The sequence below is a fragment of the Catenulispora sp. EB89 genome (assembly GCF_041261445.1).
GTDB lineage: Bacteria > Actinomycetota > Actinomycetes > Streptomycetales > Catenulisporaceae > Catenulispora.
Genome location: NZ_JBGCCU010000019.1, coordinates 57,141 through 80,664 on the forward strand (window position 1 = coordinate 57,141; position 23,524 = coordinate 80,664).

General features: G+C 71.7%; 17 protein-coding genes. 6 read left to right on the forward strand and 11 right to left on the reverse strand.

The features are described 5' to 3' along the window. Positions 1-36 precede the first annotated feature (36 nt). The 4 genes from ABH920_RS32935 to ABH920_RS32950 all read right to left on the reverse strand — a co-directional run bounded on the left by ABH920_RS32935 (position 37) and on the right by ABH920_RS32950 (position 6,350). Complete coding sequence (locus ABH920_RS32935; protein WP_370353132.1) at positions 37-954, reverse strand: hypothetical protein; 918 nt, start codon at positions 952-954, stop codon at positions 37-39. A gap of 89 nt (positions 955-1,043) precedes the next feature. After that, a complete protein-coding gene (locus ABH920_RS32940; RefSeq protein ID WP_370353133.1) occupies positions 1,044-3,137 on the reverse strand; it encodes an ABC transporter ATP-binding protein in 2,094 nt (697 codons plus the stop codon). Continuing rightward, the gene (locus ABH920_RS32945; RefSeq protein ID WP_370353134.1) at positions 3,134-5,023 is read right to left on the reverse strand and encodes an ABC transporter ATP-binding protein; all 1,890 of its coding nucleotides are present in this window, start codon (positions 5,021-5,023) and stop codon (positions 3,134-3,136) included. Before ABH920_RS32945 ends, ABH920_RS32940 begins: the two co-directional genes overlap by 4 nt. A gap of 76 nt (positions 5,024-5,099) precedes the next feature. Further along, entirely contained in the window at positions 5,100-6,350 is a 1,251-nt protein-coding gene (locus tag ABH920_RS32950; RefSeq protein ID WP_370353279.1) for a DUF3533 domain-containing protein, read from the reverse strand. A 329-nt stretch (positions 6,351-6,679) separates the two neighbouring features. On the opposite strand from ABH920_RS32950, the gene ABH920_RS32955 reads away from it, so the two are divergent. Further along, the gene (locus ABH920_RS32955) at positions 6,680-6,985 is read left to right on the forward strand and encodes a hypothetical protein (protein ID WP_370353135.1); all 306 of its coding nucleotides are present in this window, start codon (positions 6,680-6,682) and stop codon (positions 6,983-6,985) included. A gap of 192 nt (positions 6,986-7,177) precedes the next feature. Next, entirely contained in the window at positions 7,178-10,177 is a 3,000-nt protein-coding gene (locus ABH920_RS32960) for a cell wall-binding repeat-containing protein (protein WP_370353136.1), read from the forward strand. A 224-nt stretch (positions 10,178-10,401) separates the two neighbouring features. Here ABH920_RS32960 and ABH920_RS32965 read toward each other — a convergent pair whose 3' ends face one another. Then, positions 10,402-12,243 carry a hypothetical protein gene (locus ABH920_RS32965; protein WP_370353137.1) on the reverse strand — a complete coding sequence of 614 codons (1,842 nt, stop codon included), beginning with the start codon at positions 12,241-12,243 and terminating at the stop codon, positions 10,402-10,404. A gap of 109 nt (positions 12,244-12,352) precedes the next feature. Then, on the reverse strand, positions 12,353-12,754 hold the full coding sequence (locus ABH920_RS32970) for a nuclear transport factor 2 family protein (protein WP_370353138.1): 402 nt from the start codon (positions 12,752-12,754) through the stop codon (positions 12,353-12,355). Positions 12,755-12,806: 52 nt separating this feature from the next. Here ABH920_RS32970 and ABH920_RS32975 point away from each other — a divergent pair, with 52 nt between their 5' ends. Continuing rightward, positions 12,807-13,412 (forward strand): TetR/AcrR family transcriptional regulator, encoded by a 606-nt coding sequence (locus tag ABH920_RS32975; protein ID WP_370353139.1) that lies wholly within the window; start codon positions 12,807-12,809, stop codon positions 13,410-13,412. Between the two features lie 178 nt (positions 13,413-13,590). Here the strand turns inward: ABH920_RS32975 and ABH920_RS32980 are convergent, their stop codons facing one another. From ABH920_RS32980 to ABH920_RS32990, 3 genes are all read right to left on the reverse strand, one after another. Then, a complete protein-coding gene (locus tag ABH920_RS32980) occupies positions 13,591-14,829 on the reverse strand; it encodes a Cys-Gln thioester bond-forming surface protein (protein ID WP_370353140.1) in 1,239 nt (412 codons plus the stop codon). Between the two features lie 136 nt (positions 14,830-14,965). Beyond that, positions 14,966-15,895 (reverse strand): DMT family transporter, encoded by a 930-nt coding sequence (locus tag ABH920_RS32985; protein ID WP_370353141.1) that lies wholly within the window; start codon positions 15,893-15,895, stop codon positions 14,966-14,968. Positions 15,896-15,980: 85 nt separating this feature from the next. Continuing rightward, positions 15,981-17,363 carry a S41 family peptidase gene (locus ABH920_RS32990; RefSeq protein WP_370353142.1) on the reverse strand — a complete coding sequence of 461 codons (1,383 nt, stop codon included), beginning with the start codon at positions 17,361-17,363 and terminating at the stop codon, positions 15,981-15,983. 125 nt (positions 17,364-17,488) lie between these two features. Here ABH920_RS32990 and ABH920_RS32995 point away from each other — a divergent pair, with 125 nt between their 5' ends. Together ABH920_RS32995 and ABH920_RS33000 are read left to right on the forward strand one after the other, a co-directional pair. After that, the gene (locus ABH920_RS32995) at positions 17,489-19,453 is read left to right on the forward strand and encodes a protein kinase (protein ID WP_370353143.1); all 1,965 of its coding nucleotides are present in this window, start codon (positions 17,489-17,491) and stop codon (positions 19,451-19,453) included. Between the two features lie 409 nt (positions 19,454-19,862). Next, positions 19,863-20,423 carry a helix-turn-helix domain-containing protein gene (locus tag ABH920_RS33000; RefSeq protein ID WP_370353144.1) on the forward strand — a complete coding sequence of 187 codons (561 nt, stop codon included), beginning with the start codon at positions 19,863-19,865 and terminating at the stop codon, positions 20,421-20,423. 15 nt (positions 20,424-20,438) lie between these two features. Here the strand turns inward: ABH920_RS33000 and ABH920_RS33005 are convergent, their stop codons facing one another. Together ABH920_RS33005 and ABH920_RS33010 are read right to left on the reverse strand one after the other, a co-directional pair. Further along, on the reverse strand, positions 20,439-21,218 hold the full coding sequence (locus tag ABH920_RS33005; protein WP_370353145.1) for a class I SAM-dependent methyltransferase: 780 nt from the start codon (positions 21,216-21,218) through the stop codon (positions 20,439-20,441). Between the two features lie 20 nt (positions 21,219-21,238). Beyond that, positions 21,239-22,006 (reverse strand): IclR family transcriptional regulator, encoded by a 768-nt coding sequence (locus tag ABH920_RS33010; protein WP_370353146.1) that lies wholly within the window; start codon positions 22,004-22,006, stop codon positions 21,239-21,241. Positions 22,007-22,074: 68 nt separating this feature from the next. On the opposite strand from ABH920_RS33010, the gene ABH920_RS33015 reads away from it, so the two are divergent. Further along, complete coding sequence (locus ABH920_RS33015) at positions 22,075-23,508, forward strand: MmgE/PrpD family protein (protein ID WP_370353147.1); 1,434 nt, start codon at positions 22,075-22,077, stop codon at positions 23,506-23,508. The last annotated feature ends 16 nt before the right edge of the window (positions 23,509-23,524 follow it).

Consider the following 23,524-nt stretch of genomic DNA (forward strand, 5'->3'; position numbering starts at 1 on the left):
GGCGTTTCTTTCGGATCGGTGGGGCGTCGGTCCGGCCTAGCTCGTCTGTGCGCTGAGCGCCGTGAGAGCTTTGTCGACTTCAGCCTGGCTGGCCACGTCCGAAGCGGCCGGCACGGACACCGTCACCGGCTGCCCCCACGTGAAGTGCACATCGCCGCTGACCGGCGGGTCGCCGTAGGAGGTGTTGCTGCTCGTCTCGCTGAACTTGAGCTCGGTCGGCAAGCCGCTCGGCGCGAGCCAGACCTCGATCTTCTCCGCCATGATGTTGCGGGTGGTCATGTCGTCTGTGATGCCCTGGAGCTGCGTGTTGGTGAACTTCGCGGTCTTCAGCGCCGGGTCGTCCAGCGTCCCGGTGTAGTGGAAGGTCCCGCCGGTCTGCGGTGCTGTGTCGGGGACCAGCACGCCCGAAGACAGCAGCGCGGCCAGGGCGTTGTAAAGATAGTCATCGGAAGCAGCGGCCAAGCCGCCCACGAGATACTTCTGCAGAATTGTCGCTGCCGGAATACTGTCCGGCACCGGGAATTGGGCCCAGTGCCTGCCGTTCAACGCTTTCACCAAGGCAGCGCCCACGGTAGGCGCCTTGTCCTGGTCGACCGGCTCGAAGCCTTGGTCGCCGTTCACGAGTGTGTCCGACTTGGCGGGAAAACCGCTTCCGGGAGTGGTCGGCGTGCCGCCGGTGACCGTCAGGCTCATCTGGCCCTTGAAGGTCCCGCTGTAGTCGAACTTGCCGGTGATGTGGGCCGTCTGGCCGTTGGACGTTCCGGTTTCGTCGAGCGTCATGGTCTTTGCCGCCTTCACGGCACCCGGCGCTGCGGCCAGTGCTGTCGCCGCGGTCGGTTTCCCACCGCCCTGAGACCCGGCCGACGAAGCCGATCCGGCCGAGGAATGCGACTCGGCCGAGGAATGCGGCTTACTGCCGGCCGAGCTCGAGCACCCCGTCGCCAGCACGGCCACACAGACCACCGCCGCCGATCTCGCCCCACGTATCAATCTATTGCCCCCACTTGAGTTTCAGACCCGGATCCTTTGCCCCGAGACGCTATCTACTTGCTCGGTTCGGCGTCATCTAGATAGGCGCGCGCCTGCAACGTATACAGCTGCGCGTAGTGCCCGTCGGCAGCCATCAGCTCCTCGTGGCTGCCGGTCTCCACGACCCGGCCGCCGTCCAGCACCACGATCAGATCCGCCGCGCGCACCGTGGAGAACCGGTGCGATACGAACAGCGTGATCGCCCCCTGCTCGCGGCGCTCGGCGGCGATTCGCACGTGCCGGTCGAACACCGCCGCCTCGGTGATCGCGTCCAGTGCGGCCGTGGGCTCGTCCAGGACCGTCAGCACCGGCTGTTCGCGCATCTGGCCGCGGGCCAGTGCCACGCGCTGCCACTGGCCGCCGGACAGTTCGCGGCCGCCGGGGAAGTAGCGGCCGAGTTGGGTGTCGAGGCCGTCCGGCATCTGCGCCAGCACTGTGCCGGCCTCCGCGCGCTCCACCGCCGAGGCCAGCGCGGCGTCGTCGTCCATCCGCGGCAGGTCGCCGACGCCGACGGCCTGGCGGGCCGGCGTCTGGTAGCGGACGAAGTCCTGGAACGTCGCGGTGAGCCGGCCGCGCCACGAGGCCAGGTCCAGCTCGGCCAGGTCGGTGCCGTCGATCAGGACCCTGCCTTCGCTCGGCGCGTACATGCCGGTCAGCAGTTTGACCAGGGTGGTCTTGCCGGCTCCGTTCTCGCCGACCAGCGCGACCGTGGAGCCGGCGGGCAGGTCCAGCAGGAGGTCGTGCAGTACCTGCTTGTCGGAGTTCGGGTAGGCGAACGCGGTGTGGTCCAGGCGGATGCCCTCGGCCAGGGTCCGCGGCGCCTCCAGCGTGCCGGTCGGGATCTGGGTCTTCGCGTAGTCCTGGAGCCACAGCATGCGCTTGGCGTTGCGGATGGAGTTCGCCAGGCTGCCGGCGGTGTCGGAGGCCGTGGACAGCTGGCTCTGCACCCTTCGCAGAAGGCTGACGACCATGACGATCTGCCCCGGCGAGACCTGGCCGTGGGTGGCCCGCAGGACCAGCACGACGATCGCCGCGATGAAGAACGCCGCGTAGAACAGCCACCCCGCGGCCTCCCACGCCGCACCGCGCAGCGCGGCGCCGACCGCGGACTTGCGCACCGCGTCGCCGAGCTGGTGGTGGCGGGCCGCCAGGTCGTCGGTGATGCCGTAGGTGCGCAGTTCCTTCGCGGTGTCGGCGGAGGTGGTGATCACGAACAGGTCGCCGAGCAGTCGCCGGTCGTCGGCCAGGTCGGTCTCGCTCTTCTTGGCGATCTTCGAGGCGCGGCGGCTGGCCAGCGCCGGGGCGATGGCGGCGATCGGGACCAGCAGGACCGGCAGGTAGACGGTGGCCAGCAGGACGGCGATGGTGCCGATCCGGATGGCGTTGGAGACCATGCCGGTGATCTGGCGGGGCGCGGCGGCCAGGCCGCGGCGGCCGTCGCGCAGCTGCTCCACCTCCCGCAGGACCTCGGGGTCCTCGAAGTGCTCCAGGCCCGGGATGTCGTTGACCATCCCGGCGAGGCGCTCGGCGTGGTAGACGTTCACGACGTCGGTCAGCGGCGAGCCCTGCGCGACGGCGAGGTTCTGCAGCAGCCAGCCGGCGCCGAACAGGACCGCCACGACCACCACGCCGGCCACGACGCGCGCGCCGTCGTGGTGCAGCGCGGCGTCGACCAGGATGCGGTAGCCGATCGGGTAGCTGACCGAGGCCGCGGTGCCCAGCAGGCTCATCAGCGTCGCGGCGGTCATCATGCCCGGGGCGGCGCGGAAGCCGGAGCCGACCAGGACGCCGAACAGGCGGCGGCGCTGGCGGCGGCGGGCCGGTTCGAAGCTGCGGGGTGGCTTTTCTTCGGGGGCGGCGGGGGTTGTGGTAGAAGCCGAATCCGGAGGTGCAGCGGGAGCCGTGTCCGAGGCCGCAGCGGGAGCCGCGTTCGGGCCGGCGCCGGGAGCCGTGGCCGGGGCAGCGCCACGAGCCGCGTTCGAGGAGGCGTCGCGAGCCGCGTCCGGAGCCGCGTTCGGGGCCGCGTTCGGGGCCGATTCGCGGGCCGCGCCGCGAGCTCCGTCCGGCCCCGCGCCGTTGCCGCTGTCTGGTGCCGCCGTACCGCTCATGCCCTCTTCCGTCCCCCGGTGAATGCCGCCGCCTGCTTGGTGAACAGGTCCGCGTAGGTCCCCGCGCGGGCCAGGAGCTCGGAATGGCTGCCGAGCTCGGTGATCCGGCCGCCGTCCAGCACCGCGATGCGGTCGGCCCGGCGGACCGTGGAGAACCGGTGCGAGATCACGATGCTGGTCACGCCCTGCGTGATCTCCAGGAACCGTTCGTAGAACGCTGCTTCGGCGCGCACGTCGAGTTGCGCCGTCGGCTCGTCCAGGATCAGGACCGTCGCGCCGCGGGAGATCGCGTACAGCGCGCGGGCCAAAGCGATGCGCTGCCACTGTCCGCCGGACAGGTCGGTCCCGCCTTCGTACTGCGGGGACAGGATCGTGTGTCGGCCGTTCGACAGCCCCTCGACCAGGTCTTTCGCGCCGGCACGCTCGACGGCCTGCGCGAACGCCGCTTCGTCGACCGGACCCCCTAGAAGGTTCAGCGTGATGTTGTCCTCGGCGGTGAGCGGGTAGCGCGTGTAGTCCTGGTAGACGACGGCGATCTGCTTCTGCCAGTCGCGGACTTTCAGGTCGTTCAGCGGTACGCCGTCCACCAGGATCCGGCCGTGGCCCGGATCGCGCAGCCGGGCCAGCAGCGTGACCAGCGTGGTCTTGCCGGCTCCGTTGATCCCCACCAATGCGGTCGATTCCCCGGCGTGCAGCGTCAGATTCAGGTCGCTGTAGACCTCTGATTCACTGCCGGGGTAGCGGAAGCCGACGTGCTCGAAGACCACGTCCCGGGCCGGCATGCCCGCCGGGTCGACGGTCCCGGCCGCGCTGTCCACCGGGTCGGCGCTCGGCTCCAGCGACTCGGTCAGCTCGTCGAGGTCGGGCAGCGCCGTGAGCATCATCTCCAGCTGGAAGTCGGTCATCGAGACCGTGCCCACCGACATCGACGACGGCAGCATCGTCAGCATCACCGCCAGCGTGCCCAGGCCGATCTCGCGGTGGTACGCGGCCCAGCCGAGCGTCCCGGCGCCGAGCGCGAAGACCGCGAAGACCCCGATCGCGACGGTTGCCACCCGCCGGCCCTGGCGTCGGATCTCGTGCCAGGTGGGAGTCAGGCCGCTGACGTAGTGGGTCCGGTGCTCGGCGGCGAGCCAGCCGCCGAGGCCGAAGACCCGCGCCTCCTTCGCCGCGCCCGGCCGGGTCGCCAGCGCGAACAGGTACCAGGCGCGCCGCAGCGGCACGCCGGCGGCCCGGAAGCTGCTGACCCGGGTGCGGATCAGCTGGCCCAGCGGGTGCCGGACGGCTATCCACGCCGCGAACATCGCCAGTCCCAGCCACCAGCGGAAGGTGGACAGCACGACGCAGGCCATCGTGCCGGACAGCCAGCCGCCGAGCTGCGAGGCGATGGTCATCGGGGCGTCGGCCGGGGCGGCGTTCATCAGCTGCCCCTGCGCGTTGGCCAGCCGGTCCAGGGTTTCGGCGTCCTCCAGGTGCGCGATGCCCGCCGGGGCGCTGACCGCCGTCACCAGCCGGCGCTGGAGCGCGACCACCATGCGGGCCCGCACGACGGAGGACAGCGCGTCCTGCGCCGGACCGCGCAGCAGCGACAAGCCGTAACAGACCCCTGCGATGGCCAGCGCGACCAGCAGCGAGTGGCCCGCCCCGGAGCTCAGGCCGTCGCGGGCGGCGGCCGGGATGCGGCCGGTGGCGCGGCCCATCGCGATCAGCGTGAGGTTCGGCAGCACCGCCTCGGCGACGACGAACGCGGCGACGGTCCAGGTCAGCGCCGGGCTGACCGAGGTCAGCAGGCGCACGGCCCGAACGCGCCGCGAGGCTTTGAGCGTGGACAGCGGATGCGACAAGCGTGACGCGGCTTGCCGGATCGGTGACGGTGGCTTCGGCACGGGGTCCACCGTGACGGAGTGGCCTACGGCGTGGCAACCGTGTTTTCCGACGGCGAACGGGAGGGCCGGTCGCCAGCTAGTCCGTCTGCGGAGGCATCGGCTGCGGTGTCAGCCGCCGTAGGCCCTTGCGGTCGTAGTACTGCGTCATCGCGAAGCCGAAGACCAGGGCCCCGGCGACGCCGACGATGATCATCAGCCAGGCGCGCATCAGGCCGGCGTCGCCCCGGGCGTCGAAGTACAGGATGGCGCGGACGCCGCCGGCGAGCTGGCGCATCGGCTCGAAGGAGCCGAGGAAGCGATAGATGGTCGGCGCCGCCTGGAGTGGGACGGTCGCCCCGGAGGAGGGCAGGGCCAGGGCGATGAAGACGAACATGGACACCAGCTGGCCGATGCCGCCGAAAGCCGCGTTGATGGCCTGCACACCCAGCCCGATCGCCAGGCACGCGCAGTAGGAGAAGATCCACAGCAGCGGGATGTGGCTGGCGTCCATGCCGAGGATGGCGATGCACGCCAACATCACCATGCTGGTGGTGAGCAGCGAGATGCCGGCGGTCATCACCATCTTCAGCACCAGGGTCTGGGTCCGGGTGATCGGGACGGTCGGGCGCCGGGTGTGCCAGGGACCCATCTCGCTGTCGGCGTAGCCCAGCGCGGTGTCCACGCCGGAGTGGATCAGGTTGCCGCTGATGAAGCCGGCCAGGACCAGCAGCAGCGCGTAGTAGAAGGCGGTCAGGCCCAGGCCGCTGTGCCGGCCGATGGCGTGGCCGACCTGGACGGTGACCGCGACCGGGTCGGCCAGCAGCAGCCGGGCGGTGCCGTCCAGACCGGAGGCCGCGGGGGCGGCGGCGAGCTGCTTGCCGATGGTCAGCGAGGACTGGTGGGCCGCGTTCTGGGTGACCTGGGAGGCCAGCGAGGAGCCCAGGCTGCCCAGGCCCGGGTTGGTGAGCACGGTGATCGTCGGGCGCACCGTGCCGCCGCCGGTGACGAGCGCGCCGAGCGAGGCGGTGAAGTCGGCGGGGATCTCCAGCGCGCCGTAGACCTTGCCCGAGGCCAGCATGTCCTGCGCCTCGGCCGGCCCGACCCGCTTCCAGTCGAACTGCCCCGACGGCGACCCGGCGACCACCGCCTGCGCCACCTGCGCGCCGATGTTCTGCTGCTGGCCCGGCGGCGGGGCGCCGGTGTCGGCGTCGACCAGCGCGATCGGGAGGTGGTGCAGGTTGCCGTTCGGGTCGAGGATGCCGCCCATGTAGAGCAGCGAGAGCAGGAGCGCCACCAGCGCCGCCAGGACGGCCGGGATCAGCCACAGCTTGGGGCGGCGGACCAGCATGCGCGCGGTGGCGCGGTGGTGCGGCGGCCCGGGCTGTGCCGGCTGCTCGGGCTTCTCAGACTGCTCGGGCTGCTTGGCCTGGTCGGCCTGCTCGGCTTGCGCGGGCTTCTCAGGCTGCTCGGGCTGCTCCGGCTGCGCTGTCGGCGAGGTCACGGTCGTCACCGTAGTACGGCGTCGCAGGTGGGACGGTGTGCGACACGCTCGCAGGCGGAGAGCCCGCCGGCCCGCGACCAGTTTTGCCCGGCGCGCGGGTCTGTATGGGAGACAGGCGACCGGCGCAGAACGTGCGCTGCGAGGGCTCTGAAACTCCCAGAGGAGACAGATCGGATATGAGTACCCATATCATCCAGTACGAAGTCAAGCCGGACCAGGCCGAGGAGAACCAGCGCCTCGTCGAGGCCGTCTTCGCGCAACTCAAAGCCGAGAAGCCCCAAGGCCTGCACTACGCGACCTTCCGGATGGAGGACGGCGTAAGCTTCGTCCACCTCGTCGCCTACGACGACGATGACGCCGATCCGTTGCGCCCGCTGGCCGCCTTCCAGGCCTTCCAGCAGAACGTCGCGGACCGCGTCGTCGCCCCGGCGCAGCGCGGTGCCGCGACATTGGTGGGCTCTTACGGATTCCTCGGGGAGTGAGAAACCCCACAGCTCACGCATGATTCCGGAGTCTGCAGGACACGAACCGGTCACGGTCTCGTACCGGATCTTGTCCTGCGGGTTCCCCAGTGGATAGACATCAGTCGCCGTTCCTGAAGATTTCATGAAGTTGCTGCTCCGGCGGCACTTCGGACAGGGCGGATGCCACCACAGGGGAAAGGGAATCCATCAATGCCCAACGCCGCTCAGCGGCGGCGTGCGCAGGCTGTGATGGCGGGGGTCTTCCCCGTCGCCATCGCGCTTGTCGCCGCGTCCGCGTCCGCCTCGCCCGCGCAGGCCGACACGCAGCACCACAACACCACCAACAAGATCCTGACCGACGCGCACCCGGCGTGGGCGACGGCGGACAAGGATCGGGGGGCCCTGCCGGCCGCACAGCAGATCAGCACCCGGGTGTACCTGACCGGGCAGGACCCGGCGGGGCTGGCCGCCGCGGCGCGCGCCGCGTCCGACCCGAACAGCCCGGACTTCCAGCACTACCTGACCCCGGCGCAGGTGCAGGCGCGCTTCGGGGCGACGCCGGCGCAGGTCGCCGCGGTGCAGAAGTGGCTGACCGGCGCCGGGCTGAAGGTCTCGGCGGTGCAGAGCGACTGGATCGACGCGGTCGGCGACTCCGCCGCCGTGCAGCGTGCCTTCGGCACGCAGATCAAGGACTACCAGGGCACCGACGGCTCGGTGAAGTACGCGGCCTCCGCCGCCGCGGTGATCCCGGCCGACGTCGCCGACTACGTCAACGGCATCTCGGGCCTGTCGCAGGCCTCGGTGCGGGTGCACGCGGACTCCGCGAAGGTCAACGCGAGCAACGCCGCGAACCAGAACTGCTCGCCCTCCTGGGGCGCGACCACCAGCACCGCGTGGCCGGCCGGCGCCAACCCGGGCCCGACGGCGCTGCTGCCGTGCTCGTACACGCCGCAGCAGTTGCGTGACGCCTACGGCGTGACGAAGTCCGGCATGACCGGCAAGGGCGCGACCATCGCGGTCGTCGACTGGTACGGCTCGGCGAACATGCGGGCCGACGCGAACCAGTTCGCGACCGCGCACGGTGACAAGCCCTTCGCCCAGGGCCAGTACACCGATATGTTCGACCCGTCGCAGTGGACGAACCAGCAGGCCTGCGGCGGGACCGCGGGCGTGGCCGGCGAGGAGGCGCTGGACGTCGAGATGACGCACGGTCTGGCCCCCGACGCCAACATCGTCTACGTCGGCGCGAACTCCTGCACCGACGCGGACCTGATGGCCGCCGAGGAGAAGATCGTCGACAACCACCTGGCCGATGTCGTCTCCAACTCCTGGGGCGAGATCATGCACACCAGCGACGGCCAGGACCTGGACCCGGCGCTGATAGCCGGCTACGACCGGATCTTCCAGAAGGGCGCCCTGGAGGGTGTCGGCTTCGACTTCTCCTCCGGCGACTGCGGCGACGACGACCCGGCCAACTTTGCCGGCGGCGGCGCGAACTGCGTCCCGGACTCGGCGCGCAAGCAGACCGAGTGGCCGACCAGCTCGCCGTGGGTCACCTCGGTCGGCGGCACCACGCTGGCCACCGACGCCAAGGGGAACTACGCCTGGGAAGCGGCGATGGGCGACCACACCGCCGTCGCCTCGCAGGGCGACAAGGCCTGGCAGCCGGGCCCGGGCAAGACCCAGACCGTGCCGTTCTCGTTCTACTTCGGGGGCGGCGGCGGTACCTCCGAGGACATCCCGCAGCCGTTCTACCAGGCCGGTGTCGTGCCGGCGGCGCTGGCGAACAACCCCTCCGGCGGCCACGGCACCACGCGCCCGATGCGGACCGTGCCGGACGTCGCGATGAACGGCGCGCTGGCCACCTCGGTGCTGGTCGGCATGACCGGCATGACCGCCGCCGGCCAGTACGGCGAGGGCGGCATGGGCGGCACCTCGGTCGCGGCTCCGGAGTTCTCGGCGCTGCAGGCCGACGCCAAGCAGGCCGCGGGCAACAAGCCGCTCGGCTTCGCCAACCCGGCGCTGTACGCGCTGAACGGCACCTCGGCGTTCCACGACGTGACCGCGCACCCGGCGGGCCAGCCGCAGGTGCTCGAGGGCATCCACCAGTCGGCCGTGACCCCGACGCACGGCACCATGTACCGGGCCGGACAGGACTCCTCGCTGCTCGCCGCCGCCGGCTACGACGACGCCACGGGCCTGGGCTCGCCGGCCGACGACTACCTGTCCAAGGTCGCCTCGGTGGCGCCGGTGCAGCCGACCGCGCCGAACGCCCCGGTCGTGAAGCGCGTGTCGGGCGCGGACCGCTACGGCACGGCGATCACCGTGTCGCAGTCCTCGTTCCCGAAGGCCGGCTCGGCCTCGGCCGTGGTCCTGGCCACCGGCGAGACCTTCCCCGACGCGCTGTCCGGCGTCCCGCTGGCCACCGAGAAGGGCGGCCCGCTGCTGCTGACCCCCTCGCACGCGGCCGACCCGGCCGTGGTCGCCGAGATCCACCGGGTCCTGGCGCCCGGCGGCAAGGTCTACGTCCTGGGCGGACAGAACGCGGTCTCCGACAAGGTCGTCTCGGCGCTGGGTCTGCCGGCCGCGCAGATCACCCGGCTCGGCGGCGCCGACCGGTACGCGACCTCGCTGCAGATCGCGAACCAGCTCGGCGACCCGTCCGGCAACGTCATCCTGGCCACCGGCCACGACTTCGCCGACGCCCTGACGGCCGGCCCGCTCTCGGCCACCTACGGCGGCGGCACCGGCACCCCGGCGGCGATCCTGCTGACCGACGACCGCACCCTGTCCCCGGCCGTCGCCGGCTTCGTGGCCGGCGCGCACTCGGTGGCGGCGGTCGGCGGCCAGGCCGTGGCCGCGGCCGCGCACCTGCCGAACCGCGACGCCTCGGCACAGTTCGCCGGCTGGGACCGGTACGCCACGGCCTCGATGGTGGCCGGCACGTTCTCGGCGCCGCAGACCGTGGGCGTCGCCACCGGCACGCAGTTCGCCGACGCCCTGACCGGCGCCGCGATGCTGGCCGCCGCGCACAGCCCGCTGCTGCTCACCGACCCGGTGAAGCTGCCCGACGGGACCGCCACCGCGCTGCACGGGTTCAGCCAGGCGCTGGCCGGGGGCTCGGTCGAGCTGTTCGGCGGCCCGGTGGCCGTGTCGGACGCGGTCGAGGCGCAGGTCGCGAAGGCGGTCGGCGGGCGCGTGGCTCGGTAGGCGTTTGTTGTGTGCTGATGTGAGTATGTGAATATGTGAGCACGTGGGCTCAGGGGTCGTCCGTTCTTCGGGCGGCCCCTGAGCTTTGTCTCGAAGTCCTCTGAGACGCACGCCGGACGTGCGATCGCGCTGTTGGGCGTGCTGATCGGCGTGTGCGGGGCGATGCTGGGGTACGAGCCGCTGTTCGGCAGTGCGCACGTCCCGGCGCACCTGGCGCTCTACGACTATCCGCTGTGCTTGGTGGCCGGGGCGGGTTCGCCTGGATCCGTATGCCGAATCTGGCCGGTGACATCCCTGACCAGACCGATGAAGACCACAATCCATGCCGCGGCGGCGATCCACACCATCGTGTGTCCCAGGCCGGTGAGGTGGCTCCAGCCGGTGGCTTTCGCTACCTCCGACGTCGCCGCTCCGATCATGCCGATCGGGAAGAGCGTGGCCCAGCGGCGGACGTCGTAGTGGAGCCGTGGCCATCGGATCTCGGCCGCGGCGAGGACGACGCACCAGGTCCAGGCCAGCGCGATCAGCACGAGGGCGGTCACCCGCAGCGTGCTGTGCAGCGCACCGGTCCAGTACTTGGCCTCGGTGAGCTTCGCGCACGCCAGCGCCGAGATGGCCAGCGCACCGCCGGCGACCCAGTGGTCGCCCGCACCGTCCCGGACGCCCGCGACATCGAAGTGGCCGAGCGCGTAGAGGTACAGGCCGAGCCCGAAAACGAACAACACCAGCGCGGGCCACAGCAGCCACCGCGCCGGCAGCGCGGCGGCGAGCGTGGCTCCCAGGGTCGCCATCCCCTGCGTCGCGACGCAGATCAGGAACACCGCCCCGGGCATGTTCGGCTTCAGATGACGCAACACCGCCCACAACAGCAGCGGCCACAGCACCGCCGCGAGGACCAGCAGCGCGACGGCCACCCCCTGCCACCCCGCCAGACTGACCCGCACGCCCAGCACGGTCGTCGCCGCGACCCCGGTCAGAGCGGCAGGCGTGTGCGACTCGGACGCCCACCGCCCCCGCTCCCACAGAAGCCGCCGCGCGAAGTCCTCCGCCAACGCGAGCCACAGCACCCCCGCCAGCGCCAACGCGACGTAGGACAGGACACTCGCCCCCACCTGCCGCAACCCGACGGAGATGATGCCCGTCGCCATGACGGCGGACCCCGCGGCGGGCGGCCGCTCGGCGAACCAGGCCAGGAGGCCGGCGGCGAGGCCGGTCGGGTGCGGGGGAGCGGCGGCGGGGGCGGGCGCGCTCGCCGGCGGCTGCCGAGTCGCGCCAGTTGCGGAGGTCGGGGCGGGCCGCTCGGTGGTGCTGGACACGGTGCTCGCGGCGGGAAGGCCGGTAGTGCTTGGCTGTGGCTGCCGGGTGGCGTCGGTTGCGGAGGTCGGGGCGGGCTGCTCGGTGGTGCTGGACACGGTGCTCGCACCAGGCAAGCTGGTGGCGCCGGGGTGGCTGGTAGTGCTGGCCGCAGTGTTCGTGCGGGGTGGGACGGCGGTGCTGGCCCCAGTGCTAGTACCGGGCGGGCTGGTGCTGGCGGAGGTGTTCGGCGGTGCGGACGCGGCGCTGGCCGGGGCGCTCGCGTCGGGCAGGACGTTGGTGGCGCGCGGACTGGTGCTGGCGGAGGTGTTCGGCTGCCCGCTGGTCGCGGTGCTCGCGCTAGGCGGGGCGGTGGTGCTGGCCGTAGTGCTGGTGCCGGGCGGGACGTTGGTGGTGCGCGGACTGGTGTCGGCGGAGGCGCTCGGCTGCGTGGTGGCCGCGCTGATCGCGCTGGTCGCGCTAGGTGGGGCGGTGGTGCTGGCCGTAGTGCTGGTGCCGGGCGGGATGGTGCTGCCGGAGGTGCTCGGCTGCGCGGTGGCGCTGGTCGGGGCACTTTTGCCGGGGAGGTCGGAGCTGCCGGGCGTGCTGGTGCTGGTGGTGGAGAGTGCAGTGTGCGGCGCGGCGGGCAGGTCGGCGGTGCCGGGCGGGCTGGTGCTGGCGGAGGTGTTCGGCGGCGCGGTGGCGTCGGCGGCGGTGTTCGCGCTCGTCGCGGTGCCGGAGCCTGGCTCGTGGTCCGAAGGTCGCGGGTTCATGGTCGGTCACCGCCCTTCTCGAGCACCGGCTGCTCTGCGGCCGCCGCCACTGCGGACGCTAGCGTCCGCCGCCGTGCGTGGCCCACCGTGGTGTGGCCGTTCGGGTGAGTCAGCCGCTGAGGGGCACGCGGCGGGCGCGCACGATTCGTTCGCTGATGCGCCATCCGTGCTCCAGTCGTACGACGGTGTCGTCGTACGTCACGCTTCCGCAGGTGCCGTTCTTCGCGATGCCGATGCCTTTGGACTTCGCGTGGACCAGGTTGGGGGAGTGCTCGGTGAGGATCACGTTCGTGACGTGGTGTCCGACCGGGTTCCGGTCGCCCAGCGCCAGTGCGGCGTCGCGGTTCGCGGCGAGGCCGTGCAGGATGCCGAAGCCGTAGTCGCTTACGTCGTAGGCGATGTCGGGGGTGAACACCTCGTCCAGGCGGTCGAGGTCGCCGTTGTCGCACAGGTGGCCGTGCAGGGCGATCAGTTCGTTGATCGCGACGTGGTCTTCCCAGGAGAGCGTCATGGTGCGTTAGGCTAAGTGGGGAGTTCCCCATTTAGCAACCGAGGACGTGACGATGGCCGATCGCAAGGCACCGGCAGCGGACCCGAAACCCGCAGCGCCGCGGCGTCCCCTGCGCGCCGACGCAGCGAAGAACGTCCAGGCCTTGGTCGCGGCTGCGAAGGAGCTGTTCGACGAGCAAGGTCTCGACGTCGCCCTCGACGAGGTCGCGCGCCGTGCCGGCGTCGGCAACGCCACGCTCTACCGCAACTTCCCCACCCGTGCCGACCTGATCGTGGCGGTCTACGTCGACGAGGTCGCGGATCTGTGCACCAGCGGCGCGATGCTCCTGGAGGCGGCAGCGCCGGAGGAGGCGCTGTTCATGTGGCTGGACCGGTTCGTGGTCCACGTCGCGACCAAGCGCGCGCTCGCCCTCGCCGGAACGGAGAACAGCGCCGAACGCCGCACCGAACTCTTCGACGCCTGGCACACAGTCATGCGCACGGTCGCAGGCGACCTGTACGAGCGCGCCCGCGAGGCCGGCGCGGTGAGCCCCGACGTCACCGTCGACGAACTGCTGGCCCTGACATACGCGGCCGCGATCGCCGGAACCGGCCCCGGACACGCGCGGCGATTGCTGCGGATGATGCGGTACGGGTTCGCGGGGACGGCGGCCAACTGACTCCCACCTGGCGGCTACTTGAGAGCCATCTGGCAACCGGTCGCCCTATCTCCAGTCCTACGACTAGAGCTAACAGCAAAGCCGAAAGCCCCGCAGCAGCCTGGGATTCCCGGCGCCACGGGGCTCCGACGCACCACGCAATACGTGCCGCGCGGGGTGCAGTGGGAGTGCTACCGCATCACGAATGCGAGCCCTGCTTCTTGGTGCGGCGGGTGTAAACCATCATCCCCCCGCCCGCCGCGACCAGCGCCAGCGCCCCGCCGGCCAGCGGCGCGGTGTTCCCGGCGCCGGTGTGGGCCAGGCCGCCGGTGGTCGGGGTGGTCGGGGTGGTGGGCGTGGAAGCTGACGCGCTCGGAGTGGTCGACGGGTGCGTACTTGGCGCGGACGTGGAGGGGTGCGAGCTCGGCGCTGTCGACGGCGAGCTGCTGGGAGTGGTCGTCGGCACGGTCGCCGGGACCCACTTGACGTCGGCGCTCGCGGACACCGGGACGCTCTGCGCCTGCGCGAGGATCAGGTTCTGCGACGGTGCACCGTCGGCGCTCAGGAACACCCGGCCCGCCTGGATGCCGCTGACGGTGCCCGTGGCGGTCAGGGAGACGTCGCCGCTGGTCGGCGTGTTCGGCAGCTGCACGTAGACGGTGTCGCCGGCCTTGAACGTCGCATGCGCGGCGATGGCCTTGCCGGTGGCGTCCACCAGCTTGGCGCCGGTCTTGTGCGCATCGTTCAGCGCGACCGAGATCGACCCGGCCGAGGTGTTGCTGACCAGGGTGAACGCGACCTTGGACCCCGCCTGCGGCGCGGCCTTCGACGCCGGGGCCAGGCTGAGCGAGGCCTGCGGCGGCGCATCGTGCAGATTGTTCGTGTTCGTCGCGGCGGAGACCAGGTAGTTGTAGAGGTCGATGACCGCCTGGTCCTTCTCAGCCGCCGTGTCCAGCGCGGTCTTGCCGTCCTCGGAGAGGTTCCAGATCGCCGCCTGCGTGCCCTCGGCGGCCTCCTTGTCCGTCAGACCGCTGACTCCCGAATTGCTGGCCAGGTGGCCCAGGTCGAGCTGCGGGTAGGAGTTGTTGAGGATCCACTTGATCCCCTCGAGGTGCTGCGTGGAGATACCGGTTCCGGCGTCGCTCCAGGCGTGCTCGTTGTACGTCTCGTCCTGGTTGAGCACAACCGTCTTCTGAATGCAGTAGGTCCACAGCTCGTTGCTGCTTCCCGGCACCGCCAGACCTATCAGCCGGGCGTTCGACGGGTGGTCCGGGGAGTCGTCGGTCATCGGCACGTAGCCGCCGGCCCCGGTGTTCTCGAACTTGGCGCCGGTGACGCCGTCCGCGTGAGCCGTACCCGCCACCATCGCGGTGGAGGCCGCGCCGAGGAACACCGCGGCGGCGATTCTCCGTCCGTTCGTGGACGTCGGTTTCTGCATGGATCCCCATCCCTGTGCGTGGTTTCGGCGCCGTGTGTGGCATCCACGGGCGCCCAGAACACGCATACGCTATTGGATGGACGGGCCTTGACGCTGCCTTACTCCTTGAGAGTTTTTCGAGCAGCAGCCTTTTGATTCATCGTTGGTCGTCAGACGTCCGACTGGCGCCCCGGGTGGCCCCCGCCGAAGCCACCACCACACACAACACCGCGATCCACTGCGACAGCCCCAGCGACTCCCCGAGCACCATCAGCCCGATCAGCGCCGCCACCGCCGGCTCCAGGCTCATCAGGATCCCGAACACGCGCGGCGGGATCTTGCGCAGCGCCTCCAGGTCCAGCGAGTACGGCAGCACCGACGACAGCAGCGCCACGCCGAGCCCGACCAGCAGCACCCACGGCCGCAGCAGCGCCGTGCCGCCGCTGACCACGCCGAACGGCACGGCCAGCAGGGCGGCGACGGCCATGCCGAGCGCCAGGCCGTCGCCTTCGCTGGTGTGCCGGCCGAGCGCGGCTCCCATCAGGATGTACAGGCCCCAGAACAGGCCGGCGCCGAGCGCGAACAGGACGCCGACCAGGTCGACCTTGCCGCCGCCCTCGGTCAGCAGTAGCACGCCGCCGCCGGCGAGCACCGCCCACAGCGCGTCCAGCCACCGCCGCGACCCGGCCAGCGCCACGGCCAGCGGACCCAGGAACTCGGTCGTCACCGCGATGCCCAGCGGAATCCGGGCCAGCGACTGGTAGAAGCACAGGTTCATCGAGCCCAGGACCACGCCGTAGCCGAGCACGGTCGTCCAGGCCCGGCGCTCCATGCGCAGCGTCGGACGCCAGAACCCCATCAGCACCGCCGCGGCGAAGAACAGCCGCAGCGCCACCGCCCCGAAGCCGCCGACCGCGCCGAACAGGTGCTTGGCCAGCGCCGCGCCCAACTGGGTGCTCAGGATGCCCAGCAGCACCAGCACCGTCGGCGGGACCGAGCCGAAGGCCCGGGCGGCCAGCGCGGTCGACGCGGACCGGGACGCCGGGGACGCGCTGTGCTCGGTCTCGTCGATGCTGAATGCGGCCACGTGTGGATTGTTGCCGATCAAGGTGGCGCGCGTCGCGTCCTTTAGTCGGTGGCGTAGTCGGTGGCGTGGTCGGTGGTGCCGGCCGTCACCGTCGCCCGAGGGCGTCCAGCGCGACCCGGAACGCCGGGTCCGTACCGTCGGCGAACTGCTCCGGCGTCAGCGTCGGCACCGTGACGTCCGGCGGGATCCCGGCGACGTCGTACGTACGCCCCGACGGCGTGAGGTACTCCTCGTCGGGCAGTCCGAACATCCAGCCGTTGGGCAGCTGCCGATCGAGGATGTCGGAGAACACACCTTGCGTGTTCTCGCCGACGACGACCGGCCGCGGGGAGCGGTTGAGCAGCGCCTGCGTGACCGTCTCGCCGGCGCTGAACGTCGAGCCGCCGGCCAGGATCGAGATCGGCCCGGTGTAGTGCGGCGCCGCCGACGGATGGACGACGAACGGCTGCGGCGTGGTGAAGCGCTCCGGGTCGGTCGGATCGTTGCGCGTCTGCTTGGCGTACGCGAAGAACGTGTGCCCGGTCAGCCGCGAAGCCAGCATCAGGCCCAACGGATCGTCGCCGCCGCCGTTGATGCGCACGTCGAGCACCAGGCCGCGCAAGCGGTTCGGGCCGGTGGTGCGGTCGGCGGTGAAGATGGCGTCGAGGGCGGAGCTGAACGCGGCGGCGTTGGCGGCGGACGTGTCGGCCGACGTGAAGCCGGTGAAGCCCGCGACGCGCAGGTAGCCGACGTTGCCGGGCAGCGTGGCGAACCCGACGCGGTCCTGGCACCAGGTCTGGAGCGGCGAGGTGGCGTCGGCCAGGTCGGCGTGCTTGATCAGGGCGACGGTCTGCGCGTCCAGGTCGTCGTTCGGGACCTGGGTGCCGGGGCGTGCGGAGAAGACCCGGACCCCGTCGGCGACCAGGCCGACGTGCGCATCGTGCAGCGGGGTGATCATGGCCGCGAAGATGTCGCGGAGTTGCGCGTCGGTGGTCGTCGCGGTGACCTGCGGCCGGTAGGTGTCGTAGACGTGCTTCCAGTCGATGCCGCGCTGCGCGAAGAAGGGGTAGTTCTCTGCGAAGGTCCGCCAGAAGACGTCGAACGTCTCGATCGGCGTCGCCGGGGTGGCTTGTGTGCAAGCCGCGGGCAGGGACGGCAGCCGAGTGAGATCGCGGTAGTTGACGTTCGCGTCGATGTGCCAGCGGGCGTGGTCGGGGCCCGGGCCGGCGGTGAAGGTCGAGACGCTGCCATCGCCGTCGGAGGTGGTGTCGCGGATGCAGCTGATCGCGGTCGTGTCGTAGAGCTCGTAGGTGCCGCCGGTGATGCGCACGATGGTGCTGTACCCGTCGGTGCGCCAGACCCCGTTGAGGTTGGTGCCGGCCGACGGCGATGTTGTTGCCGACGCCGGGACGGCGGTCGCGGCCACCACGGACGTCGCCAGCACCCCGGTCAAAACCGCCGCCAGTGTCGGACTCGTGTATTTCGTCACGGGTCCATGCTTGTCCTGCGCGGGGTGTGACAACACCGTGCTATCCCCCGTCTTGAGTAGCGGCCAGCACGGTGAGTTTCGGGATGGATAGCGATGTTGACCTAAGCTGAGCAGCGGATGGGTGTGTGCCGGGAGGCGAGGGGGACCAGGTGTTCGAGGTCGTCGCGGGACGCTATGTCCTGATCGACAGCATCGGCTCCGGCGGTTCCGGAGAGGTGTGGCGCGCCTTCGACCGCAAGCGCGGCGAGTACTGCGCGGCCAAGCTGATCCGGCGTCCGGAGGCTGCGACGCTGGTGCGGGCGGTGTTCGAGCAGGGCGTGCGGCTGGAGCACCCGCACGTCGTGACGCCCTACGCGTGGGCCGCCGACGACGAGCAGGTGCTGCTGGCGATGCCGCTGGTGCGCGGCGGGTCGCTGGCCGTGCTGCTGCGCGACCTCGGCCTGCTGCCCGCGCGGTACGGCGCCGAGGTGCTGCGGCAGCTGCTGGTGGCGCTGGAGCACGTGCACGCCGAGGGGATAGTGCACCGGGACGTGAAGCCGGCGAACGTGCTGCTGGAGCCGACCGGGACCGGGGCGCCGCAGGCGCGGCTGGCGGACTTCGGCCTGGTGCTGACCCCGGACCGGCCGCGGATCACCGGGATGTTCATGGTCGTCGGCACGCGCGATTACCTGGCGCCGGAGTCGCTGGAGAACGGGGACCAGGGCGTCGCACAGGACTTGTACGCGGCCGGGCTCGTTGGCGTGGAGATGGTCGGGCCGAAGCCGGCCGACGCGCGCGCCCAGGCCCTGGCGGCGCTGCTCACGGCGCTGACCGACCCGGAACCGGCGCGGCGTCCGGAGTCGGCGACGGCGGCGCTGGAGCGGCTGGCGGAGGTCCTGGACGGCTGGCCGCTGCTCACCCCCGCGCCGATGCCGGAGAGCGACGAGCCGGTGGAGGTGTTCGAGCAGATCGGGCCGCTGCCGGCCGGTTGGGGGCCGCACGGGCCGGTCGCGGAGGCGGACACGGTGGGCTTGGAGTGGCTGTGGTCGCCGGACCCGGCCGAGGGCGCGGCGGCCGGGGCGGGCTCGGTGGAGAGCATGGAGACCCAGACTCGGGTGCTCGGCAGCATGCCTGGTGCCGACCGGCGGACGATTCCGGTCGGTGATGGGAAGGCTGAAAGTTCGCTGTCCGGCGAAGGGCCTGGCGGTTGGCAAGGCCGGACGGTGCCGCTGGGCGGCGGGCCCGGTGGTGCGGGTCGCGATGGGCAGGCTCAGGGTTCGCCATCCGGCGGGTCGGCAAGCGGTGGGCGGGCTCAAGGTTCGCCATCCGGCGGGTCGGCAAGCGGTGGGCAGGCGCAGGGTTCGCCGTCGGGTGGGCCGGCGGCCAGCGGTGGGCAGGCGCAGGGCTCGCCGTCCGGCGGGTCGGCAGGCGGTGGACAGGCGCAGGGTTCGCCATCGGGTAGGCCGGCAGGCGGTGGGCAGGCGCAGGGCTCGCCGTCGGGTGGGCCGGCGGCCAGCGGCGGGCAGGCTCAGGGCTCGCCATCCGGCGGGGCGCCGGGTAGTTGGCATATGCAGACCGTGCAGCTTTCCGGCGGATCCGGCGCCGGGCCCCGCGGTGGGTCTGACGGTGGGGTGAGTGGCCGACAAGCACCCGGTTCGCCACCAGGTGAACGGCCCGGCGGTTGGAAATCTTCAGGTCCACCGTCCGGTGAAGCGCCTGGCGACTGGCAGGGCCGGACCGTGCCGCTGGCCGGCGGATCGAGCGGGGCGTCCGGCAGCTGGCAGAACCGCACCGTTCCCCTCGCCGGCGGTTCCGGCGGCGCGGTCGTCGGCCGGCAACCCCAGGGCTCGCCACCCGGCGGCCCGTCCGGCGACTGGCACAACCGTACGGTGCCACTCGCCGGCGGTTCCGGTGGCCGTCAGGCCTGGAACCCGGCGCCGCCCGAGTCGGACATCGACCGTGTCCGGCTCTTCCCTGTCCCCACCCCCGCCACCAACCCCGGTGCCGCTCCACCGACGCCCTCGGCCGCCCGCTGGCACTGGGTCGGGTTGGTGGCTGCCGCCGTCGTGTTGGCGGCCGTGGTCGGCGTGGTCGTGATGGCCCTGCTCTGATCGGCGATCCACAACCGGCGATTTGTGATCCGCCCGCCGTTTCCTCCGTGCCCCGCGGGATCCAGGATCGTCGTTGCCCTGGCCCGCGGCTGCCTCCGCGCCGGCCGGCGAGGCGTGGTGCCCGATACCCGCCCGCCGACCGGCCGCACCGCCACCAGCCCCCCACCACCGTCGCCACCGCCCCCCGAGCGGCACGACTGTCACGCCTCCGCGCCTCGGCCTCTCCCCGGTCCCGGCGCTGATGCGTTTGCAATCCGCGGTGTGCATGCGAGAATCGAGGGAGTGCAGTAACCTGCGAAACTCACGGCACAGCTGGGGTTGCAAGTGATTAGCAGCGATTGCACATGCAAATTATCGCGAGTGCGGGCCGGCCGTCAAGAGGTACCGCGGCCGGACGGGAGGAGACGCAGTGAGCGACGACGTGGTGATGCGCAACCGCGCTTTACAGACCGAGTGGTACGGGGAACCGCTGGGCGACCGCTTCCGCCGCCTCCTGGACCGCCTGACCCTGTCCCAGGCCCAGCTGGCCGACGTCCTCGGCCTGTCCGCGCCGATGATCTCCCAGCTGATGAGCGGGGTCCGGGCCAAGATCAGCAACCCCGCGGTGTTGGCCCGGCTGGCCGTCGTCGAGCAGATGGCCGCCGACCCGGCGTTCGTCGTCATGCCGCCGGCGGCGCGCGCCGAGGAACTGGCGCGCCTGGTGCACGAGACCCCCACCGGCAGCAGCAGCACCGTGGCCATCAACGCCCACGCCGGGTCGGGGTCGGCGCCGGCCGGCGGCGAGGGCGCGGGCGGCGATCCCGTCGCGGCCGTGCAGGGGGTGCTCCGCGCCGTGGCCTCCGCGGCTGAACTGGACGGCGCGGCGAAGGTGCTGGACGCCGACTACCCGGCGCTCGCCGAAGTACTGCGCGTCTATGGCACGTTCAAGACCGCCGACGCGCGGGCCCACTACGAGCGCACCGTGCGCTGACTGCGAGAACCCAACTTACTGAACGTCCGCACGCACCAGGACCAGCGACCCGTTCAAGAACGGCTGCGTCCGAAGATGCCCGAACCGGGCGTCCCAGGCTCCTGATTCCAGATCGCGCCGCAGCTGCTCGGTGTACTGCTCGCTCGTCGCCGCGTCGACGAAGCTCCACGCCGAGCACGACTGCCGCGCCGCCGGGTCCAGTAGGCGCTCCGGCCGGCCGTAGTAGGCCTCGTTGAACCCGTCGGTGCAGTCCACCGGGATCGGTACCGGCGTCACCGCGCTGCGCCCGCCCAGCGCCTCGGTGATGTCGCCGATCGCCGGGTAGCGCCGCGCCTCGGTGTCCAGGACCAGCGGCGCGTACTCGTACAGCCAGAAGTCGCGCACCAGATCCGGGTCGCACGTCAGGATCGCGACCGGCCCGCGCGCGACCCGGCGCATCTCGCGCAGCCCGGCCTTCAGATCGCTCCACTGGTGCACGCTGAACGTGGTCATCGCGCCGTCGAAAGCGTCGTCGGGGAACGGCAGGTTCTCCGCGACGGCGTCGATCGCCGCCGGCAGGTGCGCGGGCCGCTGCGCACGCATCGACGCCGAGGGCTCGACCGCGGTCACGTCGAACGCCGCCGACTCGTACGAGCCCGCCCCGGCCCCGACGTTCAGCACCGTCCGTGACCCGGCCAGAGCCTGCTCTATCAGGGCACCGATACGCGGTTCCGGCTGCCGGTAAGCGGAATAGCTGGTGCCGATCGTGCCGTAGTCCGCATCGCCGGCGCTGCCGTCAGTGGTTCGCTGTGTCATGCGAAAGACCCTATAGCCCCTTACAAGTCCAGCGCCCGGACTGTTTCGCCGGGATCCGGCCCGAGGATCGACGCCAGCCGCGGCCCGAGGTCGCGGCACGCGGCCAGCACCATCGGCACCAGCCGCGGGAAGTCGGCCTCCGAGAGCCGTTCGGCGGGCCCGGCGACCGTGATGGAACCAAGAGCCATGCCGGCAGAGTCCGCGTCCTCCCGATAAGCCAACAACGGCGCCGACACGCCGTTGACGCCGGGGTGGTTCTCGCCGAACGACGCCTCGTACCCACGATCGCGAATCGCGGCCAGCTGCCGGCGATCCAGCCCGCCGAGGTCCATCGCCGCCAACTCCGCCTCGGGCAGATACGCCAGGATGATCCGCCCGCTCGCCCCGACCGCCAACGGCGACCGCTCGCCGAGCAGCCCCGCCGGGTCCAGGACCGGCCCCGAAGGCGCCGGCACGCCGAGCACCAGCACGCGCGTCGCCCCCGAGCGCAGGTGCAGCACCACCGCCTCGCCGGTGAGCTGCGCCAGCCGCGTGATGACCGGCTGGATCGCCCGCAACAGCGCCGGACGCGGGCCGATCAGCGTGGCCAGCGCGACCGACCGGCCGGCCAGGCGGTAGCCGCTGCGTCCCAGGTGGTCGAGGTAGCCGCCGCGCTCCAGCTCGCGCAGGACGCGGAACGTCTGCGACTCCGACAGCCCCACGCGCTCGGCGACCGCGCGCAGCGACGCCGGCTGGCGCATCCCGGCCAGCGCCTCCAGCAGCTGAAGTCCGCGTAGCGCCGTGCTCACCCGGCCAATACTTGCATATTGTGCAAGTTGAGTAGTGCCGGTGCCGGCGGGCGTGCGGCAATGACGGCATGAGCGCACCGTCCAACCCCGAAGGCGTCACCGGCCGCCTCGTCACCTGGATCCACGACCTCACCTGGGACGACGTCCCCGCCGAGGTCCGCACCCGCGCCGCGCACCTGCTCCTGGACGGCCTCGGCTGCGCCCTGGTCGGCGCACAGCTGCCCTGGTCGCGCCTGGCGACCGAGGCGGTGCTCGGCATCGAGGGCGGCGGCGACGCGGTCGTCATCGGCACCGGCCGTACCAGCACGCCGGTCGGCGCCGCGCTGCTCAACAGCACCTACATCCAAGGCTTCGAGCTGGACGACTTCCATCCGCTCGCGCCGCTGCACAGCGCCTCGCTGCTGGTGCCCTCGCTGCTCGCGACGGCCAGCCACACCGGCCGGGACGTCACCGGCCGCGAGCTGCTGCTGGCCGCGCTGGTCGGGTTCGAGGTGGGCCCGCGGATCGGCTCCTCGATCGGCGGCACCGCGATGCTCTCGCGCGGCTGGCACTCGGGGCCGGTCTTCGGCGCCTCTTCGGCCGCCGCGGCGTGCGCGAAGCTGCGCGGCCTGGACCCGGCGCAGACCGAGGACGCGCTCGGCTTCGCCGCGACGCAGTCGGCGGGCCTGATGTCGGCGCAGTACGAGGCGATGGGCAAGCGGATGCAGCACGGCTTCGCGGCTCGCAACGGCTTCTACTCCGCGGCCCTGGCGGCCAGCGGCTACACCGGCATCGACCAGGTCTACGAACGCGAATACGGCGGCTACGTCGCGGTCTACGGCGAAGGCCACCCGACGGACCCCGAGGCGATCGTCAGGGGCCTGGGGGAGGGCTGGGAGACCACGATGGCGATGGTGAAGTCCTGGGCCGTCATGGGCGGTCTGCACGGCGCCGTCCAGGCCGCGCAGGCGCTGCGGGGCCGACTCGCCGGACACGGGGTCGAGAGCGTCGAGAGTGTCGAGCGCATCGATATCCGCGTCGGCGACGTGATCTATCACCACGGCTGGTGGCCGCCGCAGCGTCCGCTGGAGGCGATCGGCGGCCAGATGAACATCGGCTACGCCACCGCGGTCACCCTCCTCGACGGCACCGCATTGCCCGAGCAGTTCACCGCGGCCCGGCTCGACGCCGACGACGTCTGGGAGCTGCTGGAACGCACACACGTCACCCTCGACCGGTCGATCGACGAGCTGCCGCTGACCGAGCGCTTCCAGACCCACGTGACGCTGACGTTCGCCGACGGATCCACCGACACCGAGCGCGTGATCTCCCCGCACGGCAGCCCCGTCGACCCGATCACGAACGACGAGGTGGTCGCGAAGTTCCGGAGCCTGACCGACCGGGTCATGGCGCCCGAGCGGGCCGGCGCGATCGTCGAGGCCGTCCAGGGCCTCGCCGACGCGCCCTCGCTCGCGCCGCTCGTGGCGCTGCTGGCCCCGCCGGTCGGAAGGGCGCTGGACTGATGACGCTTGCCCCGCA

Coding starts and splice junctions, on each gene's coding strand:
- ABH920_RS32940 (WP_370353133.1), bottom strand. CDS start 3,137: ATGAGCGGTACGGCGGCACCAGACAGCGGCAACGGCGCGGGGCCGGAC.
- ABH920_RS32950 (WP_370353279.1), bottom strand. CDS start 6,350: ATGCTGGTCCGCCGCCCCAAGCTGTGGCTGATCCCGGCCGTCCTGGCG.
- ABH920_RS32955 (WP_370353135.1), top strand. CDS start 6,680: ATGAGTACCCATATCATCCAGTACGAAGTCAAGCCGGACCAGGCCGAG.
- ABH920_RS32960 (WP_370353136.1), top strand. CDS start 7,178: ATGCCCAACGCCGCTCAGCGGCGGCGTGCGCAGGCTGTGATGGCGGGG.
- ABH920_RS32965 (WP_370353137.1), bottom strand. CDS start 12,243: ATGAACCCGCGACCTTCGGACCACGAGCCAGGCTCCGGCACCGCGACG.
- ABH920_RS32970 (WP_370353138.1), bottom strand. CDS start 12,754: ATGACGCTCTCCTGGGAAGACCACGTCGCGATCAACGAACTGATCGCC.
- ABH920_RS32975 (WP_370353139.1), top strand. CDS start 12,807: ATGGCCGATCGCAAGGCACCGGCAGCGGACCCGAAACCCGCAGCGCCG.
- ABH920_RS32980 (WP_370353140.1), bottom strand. CDS start 14,829: ATGCAGAAACCGACGTCCACGAACGGACGGAGAATCGCCGCCGCGGTG.
- ABH920_RS33005 (WP_370353145.1), bottom strand. CDS start 21,218: ATGACACAGCGAACCACTGACGGCAGCGCCGGCGATGCGGACTACGGC.
- ABH920_RS33015 (WP_370353147.1), top strand. CDS start 22,075: ATGAGCGCACCGTCCAACCCCGAAGGCGTCACCGGCCGCCTCGTCACC.